Origin of the sequence: Methylophaga sp. UBA3192 (genome assembly GCA_002363955.1) — a bacterium.
Classification (GTDB): domain Bacteria; phylum Pseudomonadota; class Gammaproteobacteria; order Nitrosococcales; family Methylophagaceae; genus Methylophaga.
The window spans coordinates 18,152-36,028 of sequence record DEXE01000006.1 but is presented as its reverse complement, the minus strand read 5'-3'; the positions used below and the strand labels follow the sequence as shown (position 1 = coordinate 36,028).

Annotated in this window: 17 protein-coding genes and 2 pseudogenes; 4 read left to right on the top strand and 15 right to left on the bottom strand. The window is 45.8% G+C overall.

The annotated features are described in order from the left end of the window. Positions 1-9: 9 nt before the first annotated feature. The 7 genes from B2337_RS07245 to B2337_RS07215 all read right to left on the bottom strand — a co-directional run bounded on the left by B2337_RS07245 (position 10) and on the right by B2337_RS07215 (position 8,083). Positions 10-477 (bottom strand): DUF411 domain-containing protein, encoded by a 468-nt coding sequence (locus B2337_RS07245; protein WP_211116192.1) that lies wholly within the window; start codon positions 475-477, stop codon positions 10-12. Continuing rightward, on the bottom strand, positions 474-707 hold the full coding sequence (locus B2337_RS07240; RefSeq protein WP_136555624.1) for a hypothetical protein: 234 nt from the start codon (positions 705-707) through the stop codon (positions 474-476). The genes B2337_RS07245 and B2337_RS07240 overlap by 4 nt, the downstream gene beginning before the upstream one ends. 147 nt (positions 708-854) lie before the next feature. Then, a complete protein-coding gene (locus tag B2337_RS07235) occupies positions 855-1,154 on the bottom strand; it encodes a hypothetical protein (protein WP_136555626.1) in 300 nt (99 codons plus the stop codon). Positions 1,155-1,250: 96 nt separating this feature from the next. After that, entirely contained in the window at positions 1,251-1,601 is a 351-nt protein-coding gene (locus tag B2337_RS07230; protein WP_136555629.1) for a copper-binding protein, read from the bottom strand. Positions 1,602-1,668: 67 nt separating this feature from the next. Continuing rightward, positions 1,669-4,839, bottom strand: coding sequence for an efflux RND transporter permease subunit (locus B2337_RS07225; protein ID WP_292360129.1), 3,171 nt, complete (start codon positions 4,837-4,839; stop codon positions 1,669-1,671). Then, positions 4,836-6,731 (bottom strand): efflux RND transporter periplasmic adaptor subunit, encoded by a 1,896-nt coding sequence (locus B2337_RS07220; RefSeq protein ID WP_136555631.1) that lies wholly within the window; start codon positions 6,729-6,731, stop codon positions 4,836-4,838. Before B2337_RS07220 ends, B2337_RS07225 begins: the two co-directional genes overlap by 4 nt. After that, complete coding sequence (locus B2337_RS07215; RefSeq protein WP_292413063.1) at positions 6,731-8,083, bottom strand: TolC family protein; 1,353 nt, start codon at positions 8,081-8,083, stop codon at positions 6,731-6,733. The genes B2337_RS07220 and B2337_RS07215 overlap by 1 nt, the downstream gene beginning before the upstream one ends. Before the next feature lie 729 nt (positions 8,084-8,812). Here B2337_RS07215 and B2337_RS07210 point away from each other — a divergent pair. Then, a pseudogene (locus B2337_RS07210) lies at positions 8,813-9,028 on the top strand (hypothetical protein); the annotation flags it as partial. 40 nt (positions 9,029-9,068) lie between these two features. Continuing rightward, positions 9,069-9,233, top strand: a complete 165-nt coding sequence (locus tag B2337_RS07205) for a hypothetical protein (RefSeq protein ID WP_168800225.1) — start codon at positions 9,069-9,071, stop codon at positions 9,231-9,233. Between the two features lie 93 nt (positions 9,234-9,326). Here B2337_RS07205 and B2337_RS07200 read toward each other — a convergent pair whose 3' ends face one another. The 5 genes from B2337_RS07200 to B2337_RS07180 are packed head-to-tail and all read right to left on the bottom strand — an operon-like array spanning position 9,327 to position 14,320. After that, on the bottom strand, positions 9,327-9,854 hold the full coding sequence (locus B2337_RS07200; RefSeq protein ID WP_247870131.1) for a DUF411 domain-containing protein: 528 nt from the start codon (positions 9,852-9,854) through the stop codon (positions 9,327-9,329). Positions 9,855-9,901: 47 nt separating this feature from the next. Beyond that, the gene (locus tag B2337_RS07195) at positions 9,902-10,801 is read right to left on the bottom strand and encodes a copper resistance D family protein (RefSeq protein WP_136555639.1); all 900 of its coding nucleotides are present in this window, start codon (positions 10,799-10,801) and stop codon (positions 9,902-9,904) included. 59 nt (positions 10,802-10,860) lie between these two features. Then, positions 10,861-11,271 (bottom strand): copper resistance CopC family protein, encoded by a 411-nt coding sequence (locus B2337_RS07190; RefSeq protein ID WP_247870132.1) that lies wholly within the window; start codon positions 11,269-11,271, stop codon positions 10,861-10,863. Positions 11,272-11,288: 17 nt separating this feature from the next. Beyond that, a complete protein-coding gene (locus B2337_RS07185; protein ID WP_292360135.1) occupies positions 11,289-12,539 on the bottom strand; it encodes a copper resistance protein B in 1,251 nt (416 codons plus the stop codon). Further along, a complete protein-coding gene (locus B2337_RS07180; RefSeq protein WP_136554432.1) occupies positions 12,536-14,320 on the bottom strand; it encodes a copper resistance system multicopper oxidase in 1,785 nt (594 codons plus the stop codon). The genes B2337_RS07185 and B2337_RS07180 overlap by 4 nt, the downstream gene beginning before the upstream one ends. 155 nt (positions 14,321-14,475) lie before the next feature. Between B2337_RS07180 and B2337_RS07175 the strand changes: the two genes are divergently transcribed. Beyond that, entirely contained in the window at positions 14,476-15,165 is a 690-nt protein-coding gene (locus tag B2337_RS07175; protein ID WP_111570589.1) for a heavy metal response regulator transcription factor, read from the top strand. Then, on the top strand, positions 15,155-16,549 hold the full coding sequence (locus B2337_RS07170; protein ID WP_136554434.1) for a heavy metal sensor histidine kinase: 1,395 nt from the start codon (positions 15,155-15,157) through the stop codon (positions 16,547-16,549). The genes B2337_RS07175 and B2337_RS07170 overlap by 11 nt, the downstream gene beginning before the upstream one ends. Before the next feature lie 73 nt (positions 16,550-16,622). Here the strand turns inward: B2337_RS07170 and B2337_RS07165 are convergent. From B2337_RS07165 to B2337_RS14445, 3 genes and pseudogenes are all read right to left on the bottom strand, one after another. Then, positions 16,623-16,811 (bottom strand): annotated as a pseudogene (locus tag B2337_RS07165) (IS3 family transposase); the annotation flags it as partial. Between the two features lie 7 nt (positions 16,812-16,818). Next, complete coding sequence (locus B2337_RS07160) at positions 16,819-17,700, bottom strand: IS110 family transposase (protein WP_292360235.1); 882 nt, start codon at positions 17,698-17,700, stop codon at positions 16,819-16,821. Beyond that, complete coding sequence (locus B2337_RS14445) at positions 17,697-17,873, bottom strand: hypothetical protein (RefSeq protein WP_363104816.1); 177 nt, start codon at positions 17,871-17,873, stop codon at positions 17,697-17,699. The genes B2337_RS07160 and B2337_RS14445 overlap by 4 nt, the downstream gene beginning before the upstream one ends. Positions 17,874-17,877 lie beyond the last annotated feature (4 nt).

Sequence of the window (17,877 nt, the reverse complement as noted above, 5' to 3'; positions counted from 1 at the left end):
TGAGTTAAATTATAAAGTGGCGTAGACCGATGCTTCACCATTCATGATCGTATAAATCTCAAATGGTTCCTGCTTCTGCCCTGTCATACCGGGTGATCCTGACGGCATTCCCGGCAGGGATACACCACGGATCTCCGGCTGTTCATGTAAAAGCTTCTCAATTACGGTTACCGGCACATGACCTTCAACAGCATAGCCATCGACCAGCATGGTATGACAACCTTGCAGATTTAGAGGTATAGCCTGTTCACGCTTAAATTGCTCTAAATCAGGACTTTCCACAACAGTCACATTAAAGTCATTTTGGCGTAGATAAGCCGCGTAGTCATCGCAACACTGGCAACCCGGATTTTTATACAAAGTTGCTTCAACGGCTTCTGTAGCTCTCGTTGATTGCAATCCAGCGACTGTCAACAGTAGCAGACCCACAATAACTAGCATATATTGCCATTTGCTATATTTGTGATTACTCATCATAAATCTCTTTTTTTAGATTTGCTTAAAAACAGGAACTTTATTAGCGACAGGATCGCCAGGATCAAGGCAATAAACAGCAGCACCAGAAATGCCATACATACCAGCATAAAGCCACCGTCCATCATGCCGAATTCCTCCATCATTCCGGGGTAAGTTTGCTCAACCGCCAATGCAGTGTTTGTAAACAATGTCAGTAGTACCAATAAAAAAGAAAGCCCCAGTTTTTTCATGATTAATCTCCAAATATAAATAAACGTGTATTTGAGCTGCTTGGCGGCACGCGTGAGAATGCCTTAACTGCAACGGGAATAAATAATAAAGATCCAAAAACTAAAAGGATTCAAATATCATCCCTCTCGCATGTAATATTACGGCACTTACTCAACCGCTCGGCGTGCTCTATAAGGTGTTTTTCCTGGTGGGCCACGCCGAGTACTCTTGGCTTTGGCTTCAGATTTTGATTGTTGGCCCTTTTCAGTTTTGTGTTCCATGTAACGGCGGGGACCTTTCCCGGGTGGACCATACGGATGCTTATGTTTTGCCTCGGCAGGTTGAATAATTACTTTGTCAGAATTTGTCGACGAGTTGCGTTGAGTGTCAGCATTGACAATACTGTAAGACGTCGTCAATAAAGTAGCTAAGAGCATTCCAGCCCAAGATTTAAACTGTGTTTTCATGGTTGTTTACCTCAAGTAAAGGGTGCAAGACCCAGTTTTCCTATTTTTAGACAATTATTTTTAATCGCTCATTCCAAACTGTTTGCATATTGTCAGTTACTTGACTTCAGTAATGACATAACCTTGTTCTGCTTTCATAAACTCAAAATCAACCGTATCGCCCACATTAAGATTATTAAGTAATTGCTCATCCTGGACCATAAATCCCATGGTCATGGCAGGCCAGCTGAGGCTTTCAACCGGTTCATGAGCCAAAGTTACTTTTTTTGAGCTGGCATCGACTTTAGTGACGGTGCCTTTAGCTGAATGGGTGATCTGTTGATCCGATGTCTCCGCTTTTGGAGCCATGTTCTTCATATCGTCATGATTCATTCTCTGCTCCGCTAGTATCGAGGTTGCCGAAAAGGACAGAATGATCGTCAAAGAACTTACTAATAATTTTTTCATTTTAATTTTCTCCACTGCGTTAAAAAATATCCGGATCAAGAAACGCTAAATGACCCGGCGTGATTCATCACTCGTTATTTGCTTGTGATTGAATTGGTTGGTTTTTCGTCTGCCGCTGTGCACGCGGTCTACGAATCATTAGATAAATTACTGGGATCACCAGCATCGACAGCAGCGGTGCCGTCACCATGCCGCCAACCATTGGCGCAGCAATGCGCTGCATCACCTCACTACCAGTGCCGCTGCCAAACATAATGGGTAGCAGGCCTGCAAGGATAACGGTCGCGGTCATGGCCTTGGGTCTAACCCTGAGCACGGCGCCTTCACCGATGGCATCAAGCAGATCAGCTTCCGTTCCTTTATGTTGATCCAGCCGTTTTTGCCAGGCTTGCTTAAGATACAGCAGCATAATGACGCCAAATTCGGCTGCCACCCCGGCTAGCGCAATAAAGCCGACGACACTTGCCACCGATAAGTTATGTCCCAACAGATAGAGCAGCCAGATGCCGCCCACTAAAGAAAACGGCAAGGTCACCATCAGCAGCAATGCTTCACCGAAATTCTTAAACGTGAGGTAGAACAAAACAAAGATGATAAGCAAAGTGAAAGGCACCACTAGTTTCAGCTTGGCAGTGGCACGTTCAAGATATTCAAATTGCCCCGACCAGGTAACTGAATAACCGGTCGGCAAATCAACATTCTCGGCGACGGTTTGTTGCATATCAGCTACCGCCGAACCCAAATCCCGATCCCGAATATCGACATACACAAACCCCGCTAACCGCGAGTTTTCACTGCGCACCATGGGTGGACCGTCACTGATGCTAATGTTCGCAACATCTGACAGTATCAACTGCTGGCCGCTAATAGTCACGATAGGCAAGGTCCGTAACGAGGCTAGTGAATCCCGGATCTCCCGGGGGTAGCGAACATTAATGGGAAAGCGCTGCAATCCCTCCACCGTTTCGCCAATATTCATGCCTCCCACAGCCGAACTGATAATCAACTGCACATCATTAATATTAAGGCCATAACGCGCCGCGGCATCACGTTTAATATCAACATCGACGTAACGACCACCGGTGAGGCGCTCAGCAAAAACACTGGTGACCCCAGGTACATCTTTGAGGACTTTTTCAATGTCGCCAGCAATGCCATCAATAACGTTTAAGTCTTCCCCCAAAACTTTTACGCCCACAGGACTCTTGATACCGGTAGCCAGCATATCAAGTCTGTTACGAATCGGTGGTACCCAGATATTGGTCAGGCCAGGCACCTTCACTGTCCGATCTAATTCGGCGATCAATTTTTCTTTGGTCATACCCGGCCGCCACTCTTCACGGGGTTTGAACTGAATGGTAGTTTCAAACATAACCAGTGGCGCAGGATCAGTTGCCGTATCCGCACGTCCGGCTTTGCCATAGACGGTTTTTACCTCCGGCACGCTTTTGATCATTCGATTAGTCTGCTGTAACAATTCGGCTACTTTACCGGCCGAAAGACTGGGTAAAGCACTGGGCATGTAAAGCAGATCCCCTTCATCCAACGGTGGCATAAACTCACTGCCGATATGTTGTAAAGGCCATAAACTTGTCAGTAATAATACGCTAGCGACCACTAAGGTCATCTTTGGAAACTTCAGTACGCCTGCCAATATTGGTCGATACAAAGCAATTAAAACCCGGTTCAACGGATTAGCGTTTTCTGCTGGAATTTTGCCCCGAATAAGGTAGCCCATGAGTACCGGAATAAGCGTTACAGCAAGGCCTGCTGCTGCGGCCATCGCATAAGTCTTGGTAAATGCTAATGGAGAGAATAGTCGGCCTTCCTGAGCTTCCAAGGTGAAAATTGGGATAAAAGACAGCGTAATAATCAACAACGAGAAAAACAGCGCGGGGCCCACCTCGACGGCAGAATCACCTATCACCTTCCAGCGGCTGTCGCCCTCAAGCTTTGATCCGGGATGTTTTTCATACCAGCGTTCTAAATGTTTATGAGCATTTTCAACCATCACCACCGCTGCATCGACCATGGCACCGACAGCGATGGCAATACCGCCCAGCGACATGATATTAGCGTTGATCCCCTGCCAGTGCATCACAATAAAAGCCATCAAGATCCCCAGCGGCAGTGAAACAATAGCCACCAAGGCTGAACGAAGATGGAACAGGAAAATAAGGCACACTAATGCCACAACAATAAATTCTTCAATAAGCTTTTCAGTGAGATTATCGACAGCGCGTTCTATTAGCCCAGAGCGATCATAAACCGTCACAATCTCAACACCCTCGGGCAAACTCTTTTGCAGCGTTTTCAATTTGTCTTTCACAGCAGCAATGGTGGTCAGGGCGTTTTTGCCAGAACGCATCACGATGATGCCCCCCACAGCTTCACCGACTCCGTTTAGCTCGCTGATAGCCCGCCTAATTTCAGGGCCGATTTGAATATGCGCGACATCGCCCAATGTCACTGATATACCAGCATCAGTGGTTAGTAAGGGAATGGATTGAAAATCTTCCAAGCTTTGCAAGTAGCCCGAGGCGCGAACCATATATTCCGCTTCACCCATTTCCAGCACCGCACCGCCGGACTCTTGATTACCATTATTTATAGCCTCAATAACACGGGAAAGCGGTATGCGATAAGTGGCTAATTTGTCGGGATCGACAACCACCTGGTATTGCTTGACCATGCCGCCGACAGTTGCGACCTCTGCTACATTGGCGACGGTTTTCAGTTCGAATTTAAGAAACCAATCCTGCAAAGCGCGCAGCTGCGAAATATCCTGAGTACCGGATTTATCTACCAAAGCATACTGATAGATCCAACCCACACCGGTGGCATCCGGACCGATTGAGGAACTTGCCGTATCCGGCAGCCTTGACTGCGCCTGATTAAGGTATTCCAGCACCCGACTGCGGGCCCAATACAGATCGGTACCCTCTTCGAACAAGACATAGACATAGCTATCGCCGAAGAATGATAAACCACGAACCACTTTGGCACCGGGCACCGATAACATGGTCGTGGTTAATGGATAAGTCACCTGATCCTCGACCAATTGTGGTGCTTGTCCCGGCCAGCTCGTTTTAATTATCACCTGAACATCCGAGAGATCAGGCAGCGCATCCAGCGGCGTGCGTGATAAAGATACCAAGCTCCAGGCAAGCATCATCAGCGTCGCCAATAACACCAGAAAACGGTTGTCGATCGACCAACGTATGAGTCTAGCAATCATTTTGCACCTTCCATTTCAGTCTCGGCTGACAAAGGCTGCAGGTCGATAATTTTAGGTGCCGAGCCTTTTTCTAAGCGAAACTCAATTGCTATTTGCTCGCCCACTGTTAGCCCATCAGGATCCAGCGAGGATGACAGTTCAAAGTCCATGGTCATGCCCGGCCAATTTAAGCTGGGAATATCTGGATGGGTCAGCGTCAAAATCTGCCTGTCTATAGCTTCGATTTTAGCCTGCGTCTCATGACTCTCCATTGCCATTTCAGGAGCTTTTGAGAGCGGTTGAAACTCAACAATCAATGGCGCCGCGCCTTTTTCTAAACGAAAGGCAATTTCAATTTGCTCACCCACCGTCAGTTCATCTGGATTGAGTGATGACGAAAGTTCAAAGTCCATGGTCATACCCGGCCACTCCAGGGTGGGAATATCTGGATGGGTCAAAGTCAATATCTGCCCGTTTATGGCTTCGATTTGTGCCTCGGTCTGATGAGTCTCCATTGTCATCTCAGACATTGAATGGTCATCGGCTTTCGACGTGTTATCGTCACTTAGTCGGGCTTCAACACCTCTCAGGCTGGCTTCTGAATCCACCAAAAACTGACCTGATACCACAACCCGTTCACCTTCCTGCAGTCCTTGCTGGATTTGGGTTTTATCATCAGTTACGCGTCCGGTTATGACTTCAACCGGGCGAAAACTGCCGTTATCGAGTGCCAGCATGATTAAGGTGCGTTTGCCCGTTCGGATAAGCGCTTCGGTTGGCACCATCAGCGCATCGTTAATTTGTTTGCCTGCCAACTGCATATTGACGAACATACCCGGCGCCAATTCACCCTGTGGATTGTCCAACACCACACGCGCTTTAAGGGTGCGTGTTATAGGGTTCACTTCCGGTAATAATCTTTGTATTTGACCTTTAAATTGTTTGCCGGGAAAAGCCGGGCTGCTGGCGGTGATGGGATCACCAGGATTGAGTAATGCAATCTGACTCTCCGGTACCTCAGCATTCGCCCAGACGGGGTCTAATCCATTAATACGCATCAATGTGGAACCGGTTGATATGGTCATGCCTTCGCGGGCAACTAATTCTGTGATGACGCCATCAATGGGGGCGGTAATAATCAGCTGCGTTTGAAGTCTGCCGGTGCTTTTTACCTGACGGATTTGTGCTTCGCTCATCCCCACTTGGCGCATGCGGGCAATTGAGGCTGCTATCAGTTCATCTAATCCTTCACCTTGCATATTGTTAAGAGCCAGAAATTCTTCTTGTACGGCCACCCAGTCAGGTACGTAGATAGCCAAAAGCGGCTGGTCTTTATTGACCTGCTCCAGGGTGGCCTTTACGTAAAGCTTTTCCACATAACCCAGCGCACGGGCTTGAACATTCACTTCCTCGCGCTCGTTCCATGCAATAGCACCTACCGCCGTCACCTGTGTCGCTATGTCCTGTTTGGTTACCAAAGCCGTCCGTATGCCAATATTTTGTTGTAGGCGGGAGTTAATGCTAACGCCGGGCTCATCGGTTGCACTCTCACCACCAGCGCTACCCTTATAAACTGGCACCAGCATCATATCCATATAAGGTGATTTACCGGGCGTCTCGAATTTATTGCCGGGGACCATCGGATCTTGGTAAAAAAGAATCTTTTGACCCGTGACCGGATCAATATCACCGGCTTTAATTCCAGCGTCGATATGACGGCGGGTCGCTTTTTCGCCTTCGGCAATCCCCCAACTTGAAGGATCTTCAGTGGTCTTGGCATTACCCGCCATGCTCTCTGAACTCGATGAAGACATGTCCATCCCTTGCTGCATTCCCCATTGATAAGCAGCATAACCAGCAATAAGCGTCATCAGAGCCATGACTAAAAATAAAAAAATGTATTTGCGATTCATTAGTTGAACTCCATGGTGCGGGATGAAGGAATGACGGCACTATCGGGCAATATCAGATATTCCAATGTGGCCCAAAGCGCTGCGGTTTCCATTTCGATCCGCAGTTTTTCTATACGCGTAGCAATTTCCATTTTTCGGGCATCAAGCACTGCCACTAACTTGCCTTTCCCGCCACGATATTCGGCGAGTGCCGCATTAGTGCGCTGGCTGGCAAGGGGAATCAAAGCGGCTTCATAGTCACTGAGCCGGACTAAATTACTTTTCCAGGTATCAAGCCAGCGCGCTGTCTCAGCGATATGTTCCCGGGTCATTTCCTCACGTTCAGCTCGCACCTGGTCCGCTTGGGCCAATTTGGCGGCTACCACCCGATCCTGGCGGTTCTCCTGATTCCATTGCAGCGGCACGCTGACACCAATCGAAATCATGTCCGAAAAACCTGAACTTCGTTCGCCATACATTACTGACCAAGTCCAATCAGCTTGCTTCTCTTGACGTGCGGCCTTAGCTTCAGCCATTGCAACCGCCTCCTCAGCCCTCATTACAGCAATATCTGGATGTTCAGTTACCTGATGATATAAATGCTGTGTGTCGAGCGAAGACTGAGTAATGTCAGGCGCAGCGTGTAAAGAGATATTGTTAATATCCCCGACCCAACGCGATAGCGTTGTTTTGGCATTATCAAGGCGCGCTTGAGCTTGATAAATACGATCCTGGATTTCTGCGACAGTCGATCTGGCTAGAAAAATATCGGATTGTGGACCGGTGCTACCACGATAGGCAGCTTCAGCAGCCTGAACTTGTAAGCTTGCCTCTTGCTGCTGGCGTGTTAATAGTTCCAACATTTGCTGCTGGTAATAAACATCAAACCAGGCCAATGCAGTGTTTTGGCGAATTTCAGTAAGTGTCAGTTTTTTAGTTATCTGCGCCTTATCTGCTTTACGTTCAAACACGTTGGCACGGGCATGGCGCTTGGCTTCACGGGTATATGTCTGAGAAATGCCAATATTGCGAGAGGTCATAAAATCTTCCGTAAGGCTATAAGGCATGGGACCATTGACTGGCAGGTTATTTACAGATAACTCCAGCATGGGATCGGGAAGTTGACCGGCTTCAATGGCCAGCTCTTGGGAGGCTTGCGCTGCAGCATCTTGCGCTAACAAGGCCTGAGAGCGATGCTCAGCAAGTTGCAATGCATTCTCAAGGCTTAGTGGCTCAGATGAAACTTGTGGTTGCGCCATGACGGCAGTTGCAAAACTGGCAGTCAATAATGCAATAAAGCTTAGCCAGTGAATTCGCCAGATTGGTGGCGAATAACTTTTGAGCACAACGGCTCTGGTAAATAAGTTTGACATAAGCTGGATCCGATGAGTTCAGAGGCGTTGCAGCAAATGCAACGCAAATGTTTCAAGCATGGAGATAAGTCGCAGCTTGAAACGCTACGGAAAAATGGGATCAGCTTAAGGTTGGCGGACGCCAAAGGTCAGTAGGCGCCAAGGTAGGCACAAACGGTATACCCGCTCGTGCCAAACGCCTATCAGTGAAAACGAAGTTCCATGATGGAACAGAAAAAAGGTTAACCACATTAGAGATGCTGCAATCTTGATCTGCTTTACAGGATTTACCTGTTTTAGCGGCAGTCTCGGCATCATTACAGCAGTCTGGCATATTGGCATGATCCATATTACTCATGCTGCCGTCTTGCTCCATAGGGCAATTTTTTTCATGGTTCTGCGCATAACTAACATTGGCGAAAGCCAACGAAAAACAAAGCAGTAATAGACTTACTATGCGCATTTTTTCAATAATACTTTATTGTCTAAATTAATAACAAAATGACCTGCACACCATAATCCAAGTTTCAAGCGCCACATGGCATCAAAGCTTTCTAAACAGATCATCCATAAATCCAATCATACACAACTTTATGAAATTTATGATTACGATTTTGTAATCTTGACCAACCCGTTGTAAAAGGACGCAGCGCAATACAACAGGATAAACAGTTTATGGCCATAACGAGAAAAGACTTCACAAGCACTGGAAACAAAGCTAAAAAAGTTGATAGTGATCCAGAAAACTGTATTCAAGTGCGCGGTGCGCGAGTTCACAATTTAAAAAACATCGATGTCGACTTACCTCGCAACGCACTGGTGGTTTTTACTGGTATCTCTGGCTCTGGAAAGTCTTCTCTTGCCTTTGGTACTTTGTTTGCAGAATCACAACGTCGCTACTTAGATTCAGTGTCGCCTTATGCGCGTAGATTAATCGACCAAGTAGACGAGCCAGATGTTGATGCTGCAATTAAATAGGCTGGTTGACGCAGGCAATACTGTTATTATGGTTGAACATGATATGCAGGTCGCGAGCAATAGCGATTGGGTTATTGATATAGGCCCTGGTGCAGGCGATGAAGGCGGATTGATTGTCGCTCAGGGCGTACCAGCAGAAGTCGCAAAATCTACAACCAGCCGAACCGCACCTTTTTTGTCGGCGAGGTTCTAGACATTAAGAACATGTAAAATATTGCTAGTTTAGTCAATTACAGAAGAACTGACTTACCAGCGCGGGTAAGTCAGTTCTTGTTACTAGTTGCTGTTAAAACTGCATATCATAACCATCTACTTTAGCGTAAACCTTGCTAGTACCATCTTTAAGGAATACCAATATCTCATACGGCATAAAACGGTCGCCCACTTCCATACCTGGTGAACCTAATGGCATGGCTGGTACCGTAAGGCCAATAGCATTGGCCACTGGTTCGGCTAAAAACATAAGGATATATTTTGCTGGAATATGGCCCTCAAATACATAGCCATTCTCAGATACTGCAGTATGGCATGAGATATGATTGGGCTGAATGCCATAACGATTTTTAATAAAGCTTAAATCATCATAGTCTTTTGCGATAGCTGTTATGCCATTTTGCTCTATATGCGATATCCATTTTTTACAACAGCCACAGCTACTTGTTTTATAAACAGTTAATAAAGGCTCGCTCTGTTGTTGGCTCACCACAGGCTCTGCCGTAACTTTCGGATCATTATTAGTTACAGCGGGTTCAGAGCATGCTGTTAGCAAAAATACTGCTGCAAATAAGGCAGTTAAAGTTGTAATTTTTGGCACAGGGTTCTCATAAAAAAAATAAGTCTTAATAACAAATAAAGCTAAGATTAACTTTGTGGCCCAACAAGTGTCGTAAACACGCTAGTCGTCACTAATACTGAGACCACCAATAGCGTTTCAATTAAAATTGACAGCCGCAGCGGTTGGGCATTTTTATGCTGCGCCAACTCAGCAACAAGTTTAAGTTTATGCCAAGCTGCTAACAGCAACATACCACTGACAAATATCAGCTTTAACATCAATAACTGACCATAATTGGTAGTGAATAAATTGCCAATAGGCTCTACAAGCTGCAGTAGTAATAGCACACCACAAGCGATTAATATGGATACAAAAAACACCGCTACCTTGCCAAAGTTTTCCATTAATGTCACTAAACTATCAGCTGGCAACGCTTTACAACTTTGATGTAAGGGCCACAAAGAACCAGCCCAAGCTGCCATGGCAAGTATATGCAACATTAACAAGCCTTTAAACACCGTATTGAGCTCTACCGTATGGCCCGTAAAAGTAAAGCTAATTGCTAGCAGAATAAAGCCAGTCACTGTGACTATTCTTAGTATGGTTTTAAACCTTGCCAGCTTGTTTATCCCCCACTCACTAAGTAACAACAGCGTAAAACCGACAACAATGAAACTGACTTGGCTACCCACTGCTGATTGCCACATGATACTAAGCATTAAGGGGTCAAACATGCCTGCTAAGCCATTTTCAGCCATAGCACCGGCTTGAATTGGCAATTGTAACAGTGATATTACTAGGCCTAAGCCCGCCCATTTTAAAAACCAACGGCTAAGCCAAACATCAAAAGCCTCCAGCTTAGTATCAGTAGTCCTTAATTGCTTTGATCGTAAAGTTTGCATTAATATGCTGCCGACACAACTGCTGACTGCAGCATAAGTGGCAAACTTTGTTAGTAATAGCATTAACTCCCAATTGCCAACCATCTCTAAGTTACCTTCTACTAATGCTAATGCTAATGCTAATGCTAATGCTAATGCTAATGCTAATGAGAATGTGAGTTGTGACTAGATGGCTGTTTTGCTTCCATCTTCATATCGCCATGGAGCATAAAACTATAATCACCGGTCATTTTATGGCCATCTTGGCCCATAACAATCCAACTCACCTGATACTCGCCCTCTTTAAGGGTTGGCAGTGGCCACTCAAATTCTGAGGCGGCTGTAGCTGAAGCCGCAAAACCAAATTTAACCGCTTTTTTCTCTGCATCAATTAAGCTTAATTTCATCATCCGTACTGGGGCACTGAATGTCAGCTTTAACGTTGCAGGGCTTTGCATTAACATCGCCTCATCTGCTGGTACTGTCTCAGTTAAATCAACATGTGCAGACACCGTAGTCGCCATTAATAAAACAGCTATAGCACTCACTATTTTTAATGTTTTTAATATTTTCATTTTTATCACCTTAATTATTAAAACCAGAACTGCACACCCGCGACCGCACTCGTAGTATTAGTCGCTTCATTATTCGCTCGGGCAAAGTCAGCGCTATTGCCATACTTAGCCATCCACTCAACACCGATATAAGGCGCAAACTGGCGTGAGAACTCATAACGTAAACGCATTCCAGCATTTAAAGACGCTAAGCCTTTTCCGATACCATTAATGGCATCGTCTTTACCATAAGCAGTTAATCCCACTGTGCTTTGTAAGATTAAACGTTGCGTGAATAGCAATTCATATTCAGCTTCTGCTGCTATGGCTGTCCGCCCAGAGTTGCCTAAATAGGCAGTTACATCGACCTCAAACCAATACGGCGCTAAGCCTTGGACACCCAATGCCAACCACTGCCGACTCTCCCCTTCCGTGTAGGTATCAACCCGGGCTCCGAGCTGGGCATCCCAAAACGTATAAACCGCACGGCTCCATAGCAAATCGGTTTGGCTTTCCTCTAACTTACCATCGCTTACCTCACCTTCCAGCTTTATTGCTAGTCGATTAAAAGTAGTGCCATACCAGCCTTGTAAGTCAAATGCTAAGCTATCCGTAGCAAACTGGTGCTCCAACTTATCTGCTTTAATTGCGTAAAAACGGTGTTCATCTGCCAGTTTTAACTGGCGACCGCCGCCTATAGCATAAGGCCCGTCGGCTAAGGTAAAACCGCCAGAATAAGCATGAGGATCTCGGGCATCTGCAGGCGCTTTTCCGCCCTGCATTTTCATATCGCCATGATCCATTTGGCTATGATCCATTGCCATATCGCCATGGTCCATTTGACTGTGGTCCATTGCCATATCGCCATGGTTCATTTGGCTGTGGTCCATCGCCTTATCGCCATGGTTCATCTTGCTATGGTCCATTTCGCTGTGGCTCATCGCTTTATCGCCATGGTTCATCTTGCTATGGTCCATCTGGCTGTGGTCCATCGCCTTATCGTCATGGTTCATCTTGCTATGATCCATCTGGCTGTGGTCCATCGCCTTATCGTCATGGTTCATCTTGCTATGATCCATTTCGCTGTGGTCTATTGCCGTATCACCATGCTTCATCTTGCTATGATCCATTGCGCTGTGGTCCATCGCCTTATCACCATGCTTCATCTTGCTATGATCCATTTCGCTATGGTCCATTTGGCTGTCTGCCATCACCCCAGCATTTACTAGCAATAAACTCGCTGTTAACGCAATCACCGGCGCGCTACTGACTAATTTTGTTATTTTCATGACACCACCACTTCTCTAAACATACCTGCATCCATATGAAATAACAGATGACAATGCCAGGCCCACCGTCCTACATCATGCGGCGTTGTTAAAAAACTAATTCGCTGAGCAGGTTGCACCGGAATAGTATGGCGTCTGACTTGGACTTCACCACTTTCACTTTCTAAATCACTCCACATTCCATGCAAATGCATAGGGTGAGTCATCATGGTGTCATTATGTAAAATCACCCTAACGCACTGATGTAACTTCATATGCACAGGTGTACTTTGGCCAAACTCTAAACCATCAATTGACCAGCTATAGCGTTCCATATTGCCAGTTAGGTGCAATTCAATTTCAGCTTCAGGACGCTGTGGTTCAATAACACCTTCTAGTGAGTGTAAATCGGATAACGTCAGCACTTTTCGGCCATTATTGCGTAAACCAATGCCCGGATCGTCCAAGTTAGTTCTTGGCGTATCTACCCGCATATCAACCGAAGGGCCATATTCAGTACTGGCATGGCGCACTTGCGTGCTGGCTTTAGCATAAGCAGCGGCCGGCCCTGCATGCTGACTTAAATCCATCGGCATAGCTGCGCCATGTTGGCTATGATCCATAGCGCCCTCTGTCATTGAACCGCCATGGGACATATTGCCCATCATGTCGGCCATCGCTAACCACTCTACTGGATCGACTGCCGGTACGGGTGCATTAATATTGTCGGCTACCGCTAGGGTGCCTCGAGCATAACCGGTGCGTTCTATGGTCTGGGCGAAAATGGTATAAGCATCAGATTGCGGTGTGACCAGTACATCATAGGTTTCACCCGGGCCGAATCGGAACTCATCAATAGTTACTGGATGGACATTTTGGCCATCAGACTGCACTACGGTCATTTGCAGTTCCGGGATACGGACATCGAAGAAGGTATTGCTGGCGCCATTAATAAAGCGCAAGCGAACTTTTTCGCCTTTTTTAAACAGGCCTCGCCAATTGGCCAGCGGTGTGCTGCCGTTAAATAAGTAGGTTAGTGCAGCGCTTGACACATCTCCCAAGTCTGTCGGGCTCATGCGCATTTCTTGCCACATTTTACGTTTTGATAATGCTGAACTAAGCCCTTTTTCTGACAGGTCTCGGAAAAAATCTCGTACTGTTGGTTGATTATAATTGTAGATATCACCTTGCACTTTTAGTTTACTAAATACTTTCATCGGGTCATCATCGGTCCAGTCTGAAAGCTGTACCACATACTCCCTATCAGCAACGATGATATCTTGCTCTCTAGGCTCGATGATTAGTGCACCGTACATGCCAGTCATTTCTTGGAAGCCACTATGAGAGTGATACCAGTAAGTACCGCTTTGTTGCAAAGTAAACTTATAAACAAAGGTTTCACCGGGCATAATGCCCTTAAAGCTTAAGCCTGGTACCCCATCCATTTGATAAGGTAAAATAATGCCATGCCAGTGAATAGAGCTAGGCACAGATAAGGTATTGGTCACTTTAATCGTCACCTCATCGCCTTCGCGTAAGCGCAGCGTTGGTGACGGAATAGAGCCATTAATGGTGGTTGCTGTACGTACTACACCGGTAAAATTGACTAAGGACTCAGCAATAGTTAGCTCGATAACTTTGCCACTTAATTCAGGTGCTGAACCTGTCGCGGCATTGTCTTTAAAAGAGCTACCGGCGCGAACAACATGCGGGAAACTAGCTATTACGCCTCCGATGGCAAGCCCTTGGACAAATCGGCGCCGCGAGATAGAAGCCGGTAACTTGAACTTGTTATCATTCATTTATATAACCCCTGAACTTATTTATTTCATCTAGCTTAGCTATTTATAACTGTCAGCAACATGACTCTGACATGACAAAGTTGTAATTTTGTTGTCATCTAGCTGGCAGCCTGTGTATTGCAAGCTATCAATTACCCCTATTTACAGGAAAGGTTATGCGATTACTGATTGTTGAAGACGAAATCAAAACGGGTGATTATTTAAAGCAAGGCCTCACTGAAGCGGGTTTTCAAGTTTCACTGGTTAGAAACGGCTTAGACGGCCATCACCTTGCAATGACCGAAGTATTTGATCTGATTGTGCTGGATGTGATGTTGCCTGATGTTAATGGCTGGCGGATAGTACAATCTATTCGCGAAAGCAATAACCTTACGCCAGTATTGTTTTTATCCGCCCGTGATAGCGTTGATGACAGAGTTAAAGGCTTAGAATTAGGCGCGGATGATTACTTAATTAAACCCTTTGCTTTCTCAGAAGTGTTGGCGCGGGTACGCAGCCTAATACGCCGCGGCCAAACCATAACCACCCCAGATTTACTTCAGGTGGCCGATTTACAATTAGACGTCCCCAAAAGAAGAGTCATGCGCAGCGGAGTCAAAATTGCCTTGAGTAATAAAGAGTTTTCTTTATTAGAGTTATTAATGCGCCGCAGCGGTGAAGTCTTACCCCGATCTTTAATCGCCTCACAGATTTGGGATATGAACTTTGATAGCGACACCAATGTTATTGATGTCGCTATAAGAAGGTTACGGGCTAAAGTAGACGATGATTTTATGCCAAAATTAATCCACACCGTGCGCGGCATGGGCTATAAACTTGAAAACGAGCAAGCGGATGAAGCATAACACTAAACGGCCACTGTCCTTGACCCTGAGAGTGGTACTGTCTGTCGTTGTCACTATTGCGGTTTGTTTACTGGTTGTTAGGCAACTGCTTATCAGTTCTATAGAGCACCATTTTATCGAACAAGATGCCGATGAACTTGGCGTTATTGTTCACTCTGTTCAGCAAGTGTTCCTTAAAGAACCTACAGATCCGAAAACTTTAGCTCAATCATTATCGCAAGCTGTTGCCGGACATCATGGCGTGTATTACCAAATAAACAATTCTCAGCAGCAAATTATTTATAACAATGCTAATTTTGATTTAAGCCAACTTACAGATACTGATGAATCCATAGATACATTTAAAATTGAAAATATCCAACACTGGCAATATCAAGATAAAGCCTATCGGGGTATTGCTCTGAACATAGCCACTGCAAACGATAACTACCGGTTAATTACAGCGATTGATATGGATTTTCACATCCACTTTTTGCAGCAACTCGGTCAAAGTCTTTGGGTGATTCTACTCGGTTCCTGCCTCCTTACTTTATTAGCAGCTTGGATTGCGGTGCATCAAGGTTTAGCGCCACTTAGAGGACTAAGTGACAATATGCGCGACATTCAAACCAGCAAACTCGACATTAGATTAAACGCCAACGAAGTACCTTCTGAGTTAACGCATATGGTGCAGTCATTCAACCACATGCTAAACCGCTTAGAGGATGGCTTTACTAAGTTATCGCACTTTAGTGCCGACATTGCTCACGAAATTCGCACCCCTTTAACCAATATTATTACCCAAACCCAAGTCAGTTTATCTCGGCAACGAACGGCTGAGGAATACCAAAACGTGTTATTTTCAAATTTAGAAGAGCAAGAACGGCTTAGCAAGATGGTTAGCGATATGCTGTGGCTAGCCAAAAGTAAAAATGGTTTAATTACCCCGAACAAACAGCCTTTAAATATTGCCGATGAAATCTCGGCCATATTCGAGTTTTTTGAAGCTTTAGCAGAAGAAGCAGGAGTCAAACTTGCTTTTGCCGGTCAGCCTAGCGTCATTAATGCCGATCGCTCTTTACTAAGGCATGCCTTAACTAATTTGTTATCAAATGCGATACGACACACCGCTTCTGGCCACAGCATTGTGGTTAACAGCTATCAGCATGCTGCTAACACGCTTTGTATCAGTGTCGAAAACCCCGGCCCAGCAATATCCGCCGAGCATTTGCCGTATTTATTTGAACGTTTTTATCGCGCCGATCAATCAAGACAACGCCACAGTGATGGTGCAGGTTTAGGGCTAGCTATTACTAAAGCGATTATCGAAGCACATGACGGTGATATCAGCGTCACCTCAGATAAAAATCTTACACGTTTTGTTATTACACTACGCATGACTTAACGATATAAAACCCCGACAAACCCTGATAAAGCCCTGCGTAATGTGATCCCTACCGCCAACATCGGACAGTTAACTAACATACAGTTCTTGCTTCAAACCGCTCAGGGCTAATAAAGCCAATTGCGCTGTGGCGGCGGTACCGATTGTAATCTACTTCGATATATTCAAAAACAAATTCGCGTGTTTGCTTTCCATCCTGTAACGGCTCGCCCTGAATCAGCTCAACCTTAAGAGAGTGGAAAAAGCTTTCCGCACACGCATTGACGCTCCTATGTCAAACCTGTGAAATTAATACGCTTCAAATCACTCAATATAAGCGGATATAACTCACGGACTATATAACGCTTTAAACACCGATAAATTTCTTTAGTCGTTAACCCCTCAGCGGTTCGTCTCTCGACATAAAGCCGAGTTCTTGGATCGCTGCGCGCTCTTACCAATGCTATAGTCCATAAAGCATTATTTGCCTCACGGTTGCCACCGCGATTTAAGCGATGTCTGATAGTTTTACCTGATGATGCAGGTAACGGATTCACGCCACATAATGCGGCTAATGCCGCTTCGTTACGCAGGCGCTCAGGGTTATCACCAGCCACTGTCACTAAGATCCCTGCTGTATATGGACCTACCCCCATTCTTGTTCTTAATTGCTGGCAATGTTCATTGGTTAGCTTATCCAGCCTTTTATCGAGTAGCGCCAGCTCATCAGTCAGCATAAGCCATCTTTGCGCCAGAAGCTTTAAGGTTAATGTCATCGATTCAAGTAAATCTGAATTGTCAGAAGAGAGCATTTCAATACAAGCTCTTGCACAATCATGGGGCTTAGTTTTCCAGACTTGTTCTCGAATATCCTGTGGGCCGCTGACTAATATGCCTCGTATCTGATTCATCGCTTGGGTTTTGGCTTTGACAGCGCTTCGCCGTGCTACAGAAATTATTCTAATGGCTTCACAGGCTCCGTTTTGCTTTTTTGGTATCGCGGTTGCCGTTCCTGAATGTACAGCTCTTGCAGCATTCTCCGCATCTAAAGGATCTGACTTTCCCTGCCTTCGGCGATTGCTGCGATCAGGACGATTAACTTCTATGACAACAATCCCTCTACTGCTGAGGAAACGGCAGAGTCCTGCACCATATGTACCGGTACCCTCTATACCTGCTTGTTTAAACTTTCCCAGTGATTCCGCGGGTTATCGATTCCGCCGGACAGACCCCGCCAGCCGGATTCGCAATTGAGAACCCTGTCGGTATCCTCGGGCGTCCAACCCTCCTGCCACTGCAACCAGGTCAGCAAACCGGGATCGATATCTCCGCTGCGCGTGCGCATCAAC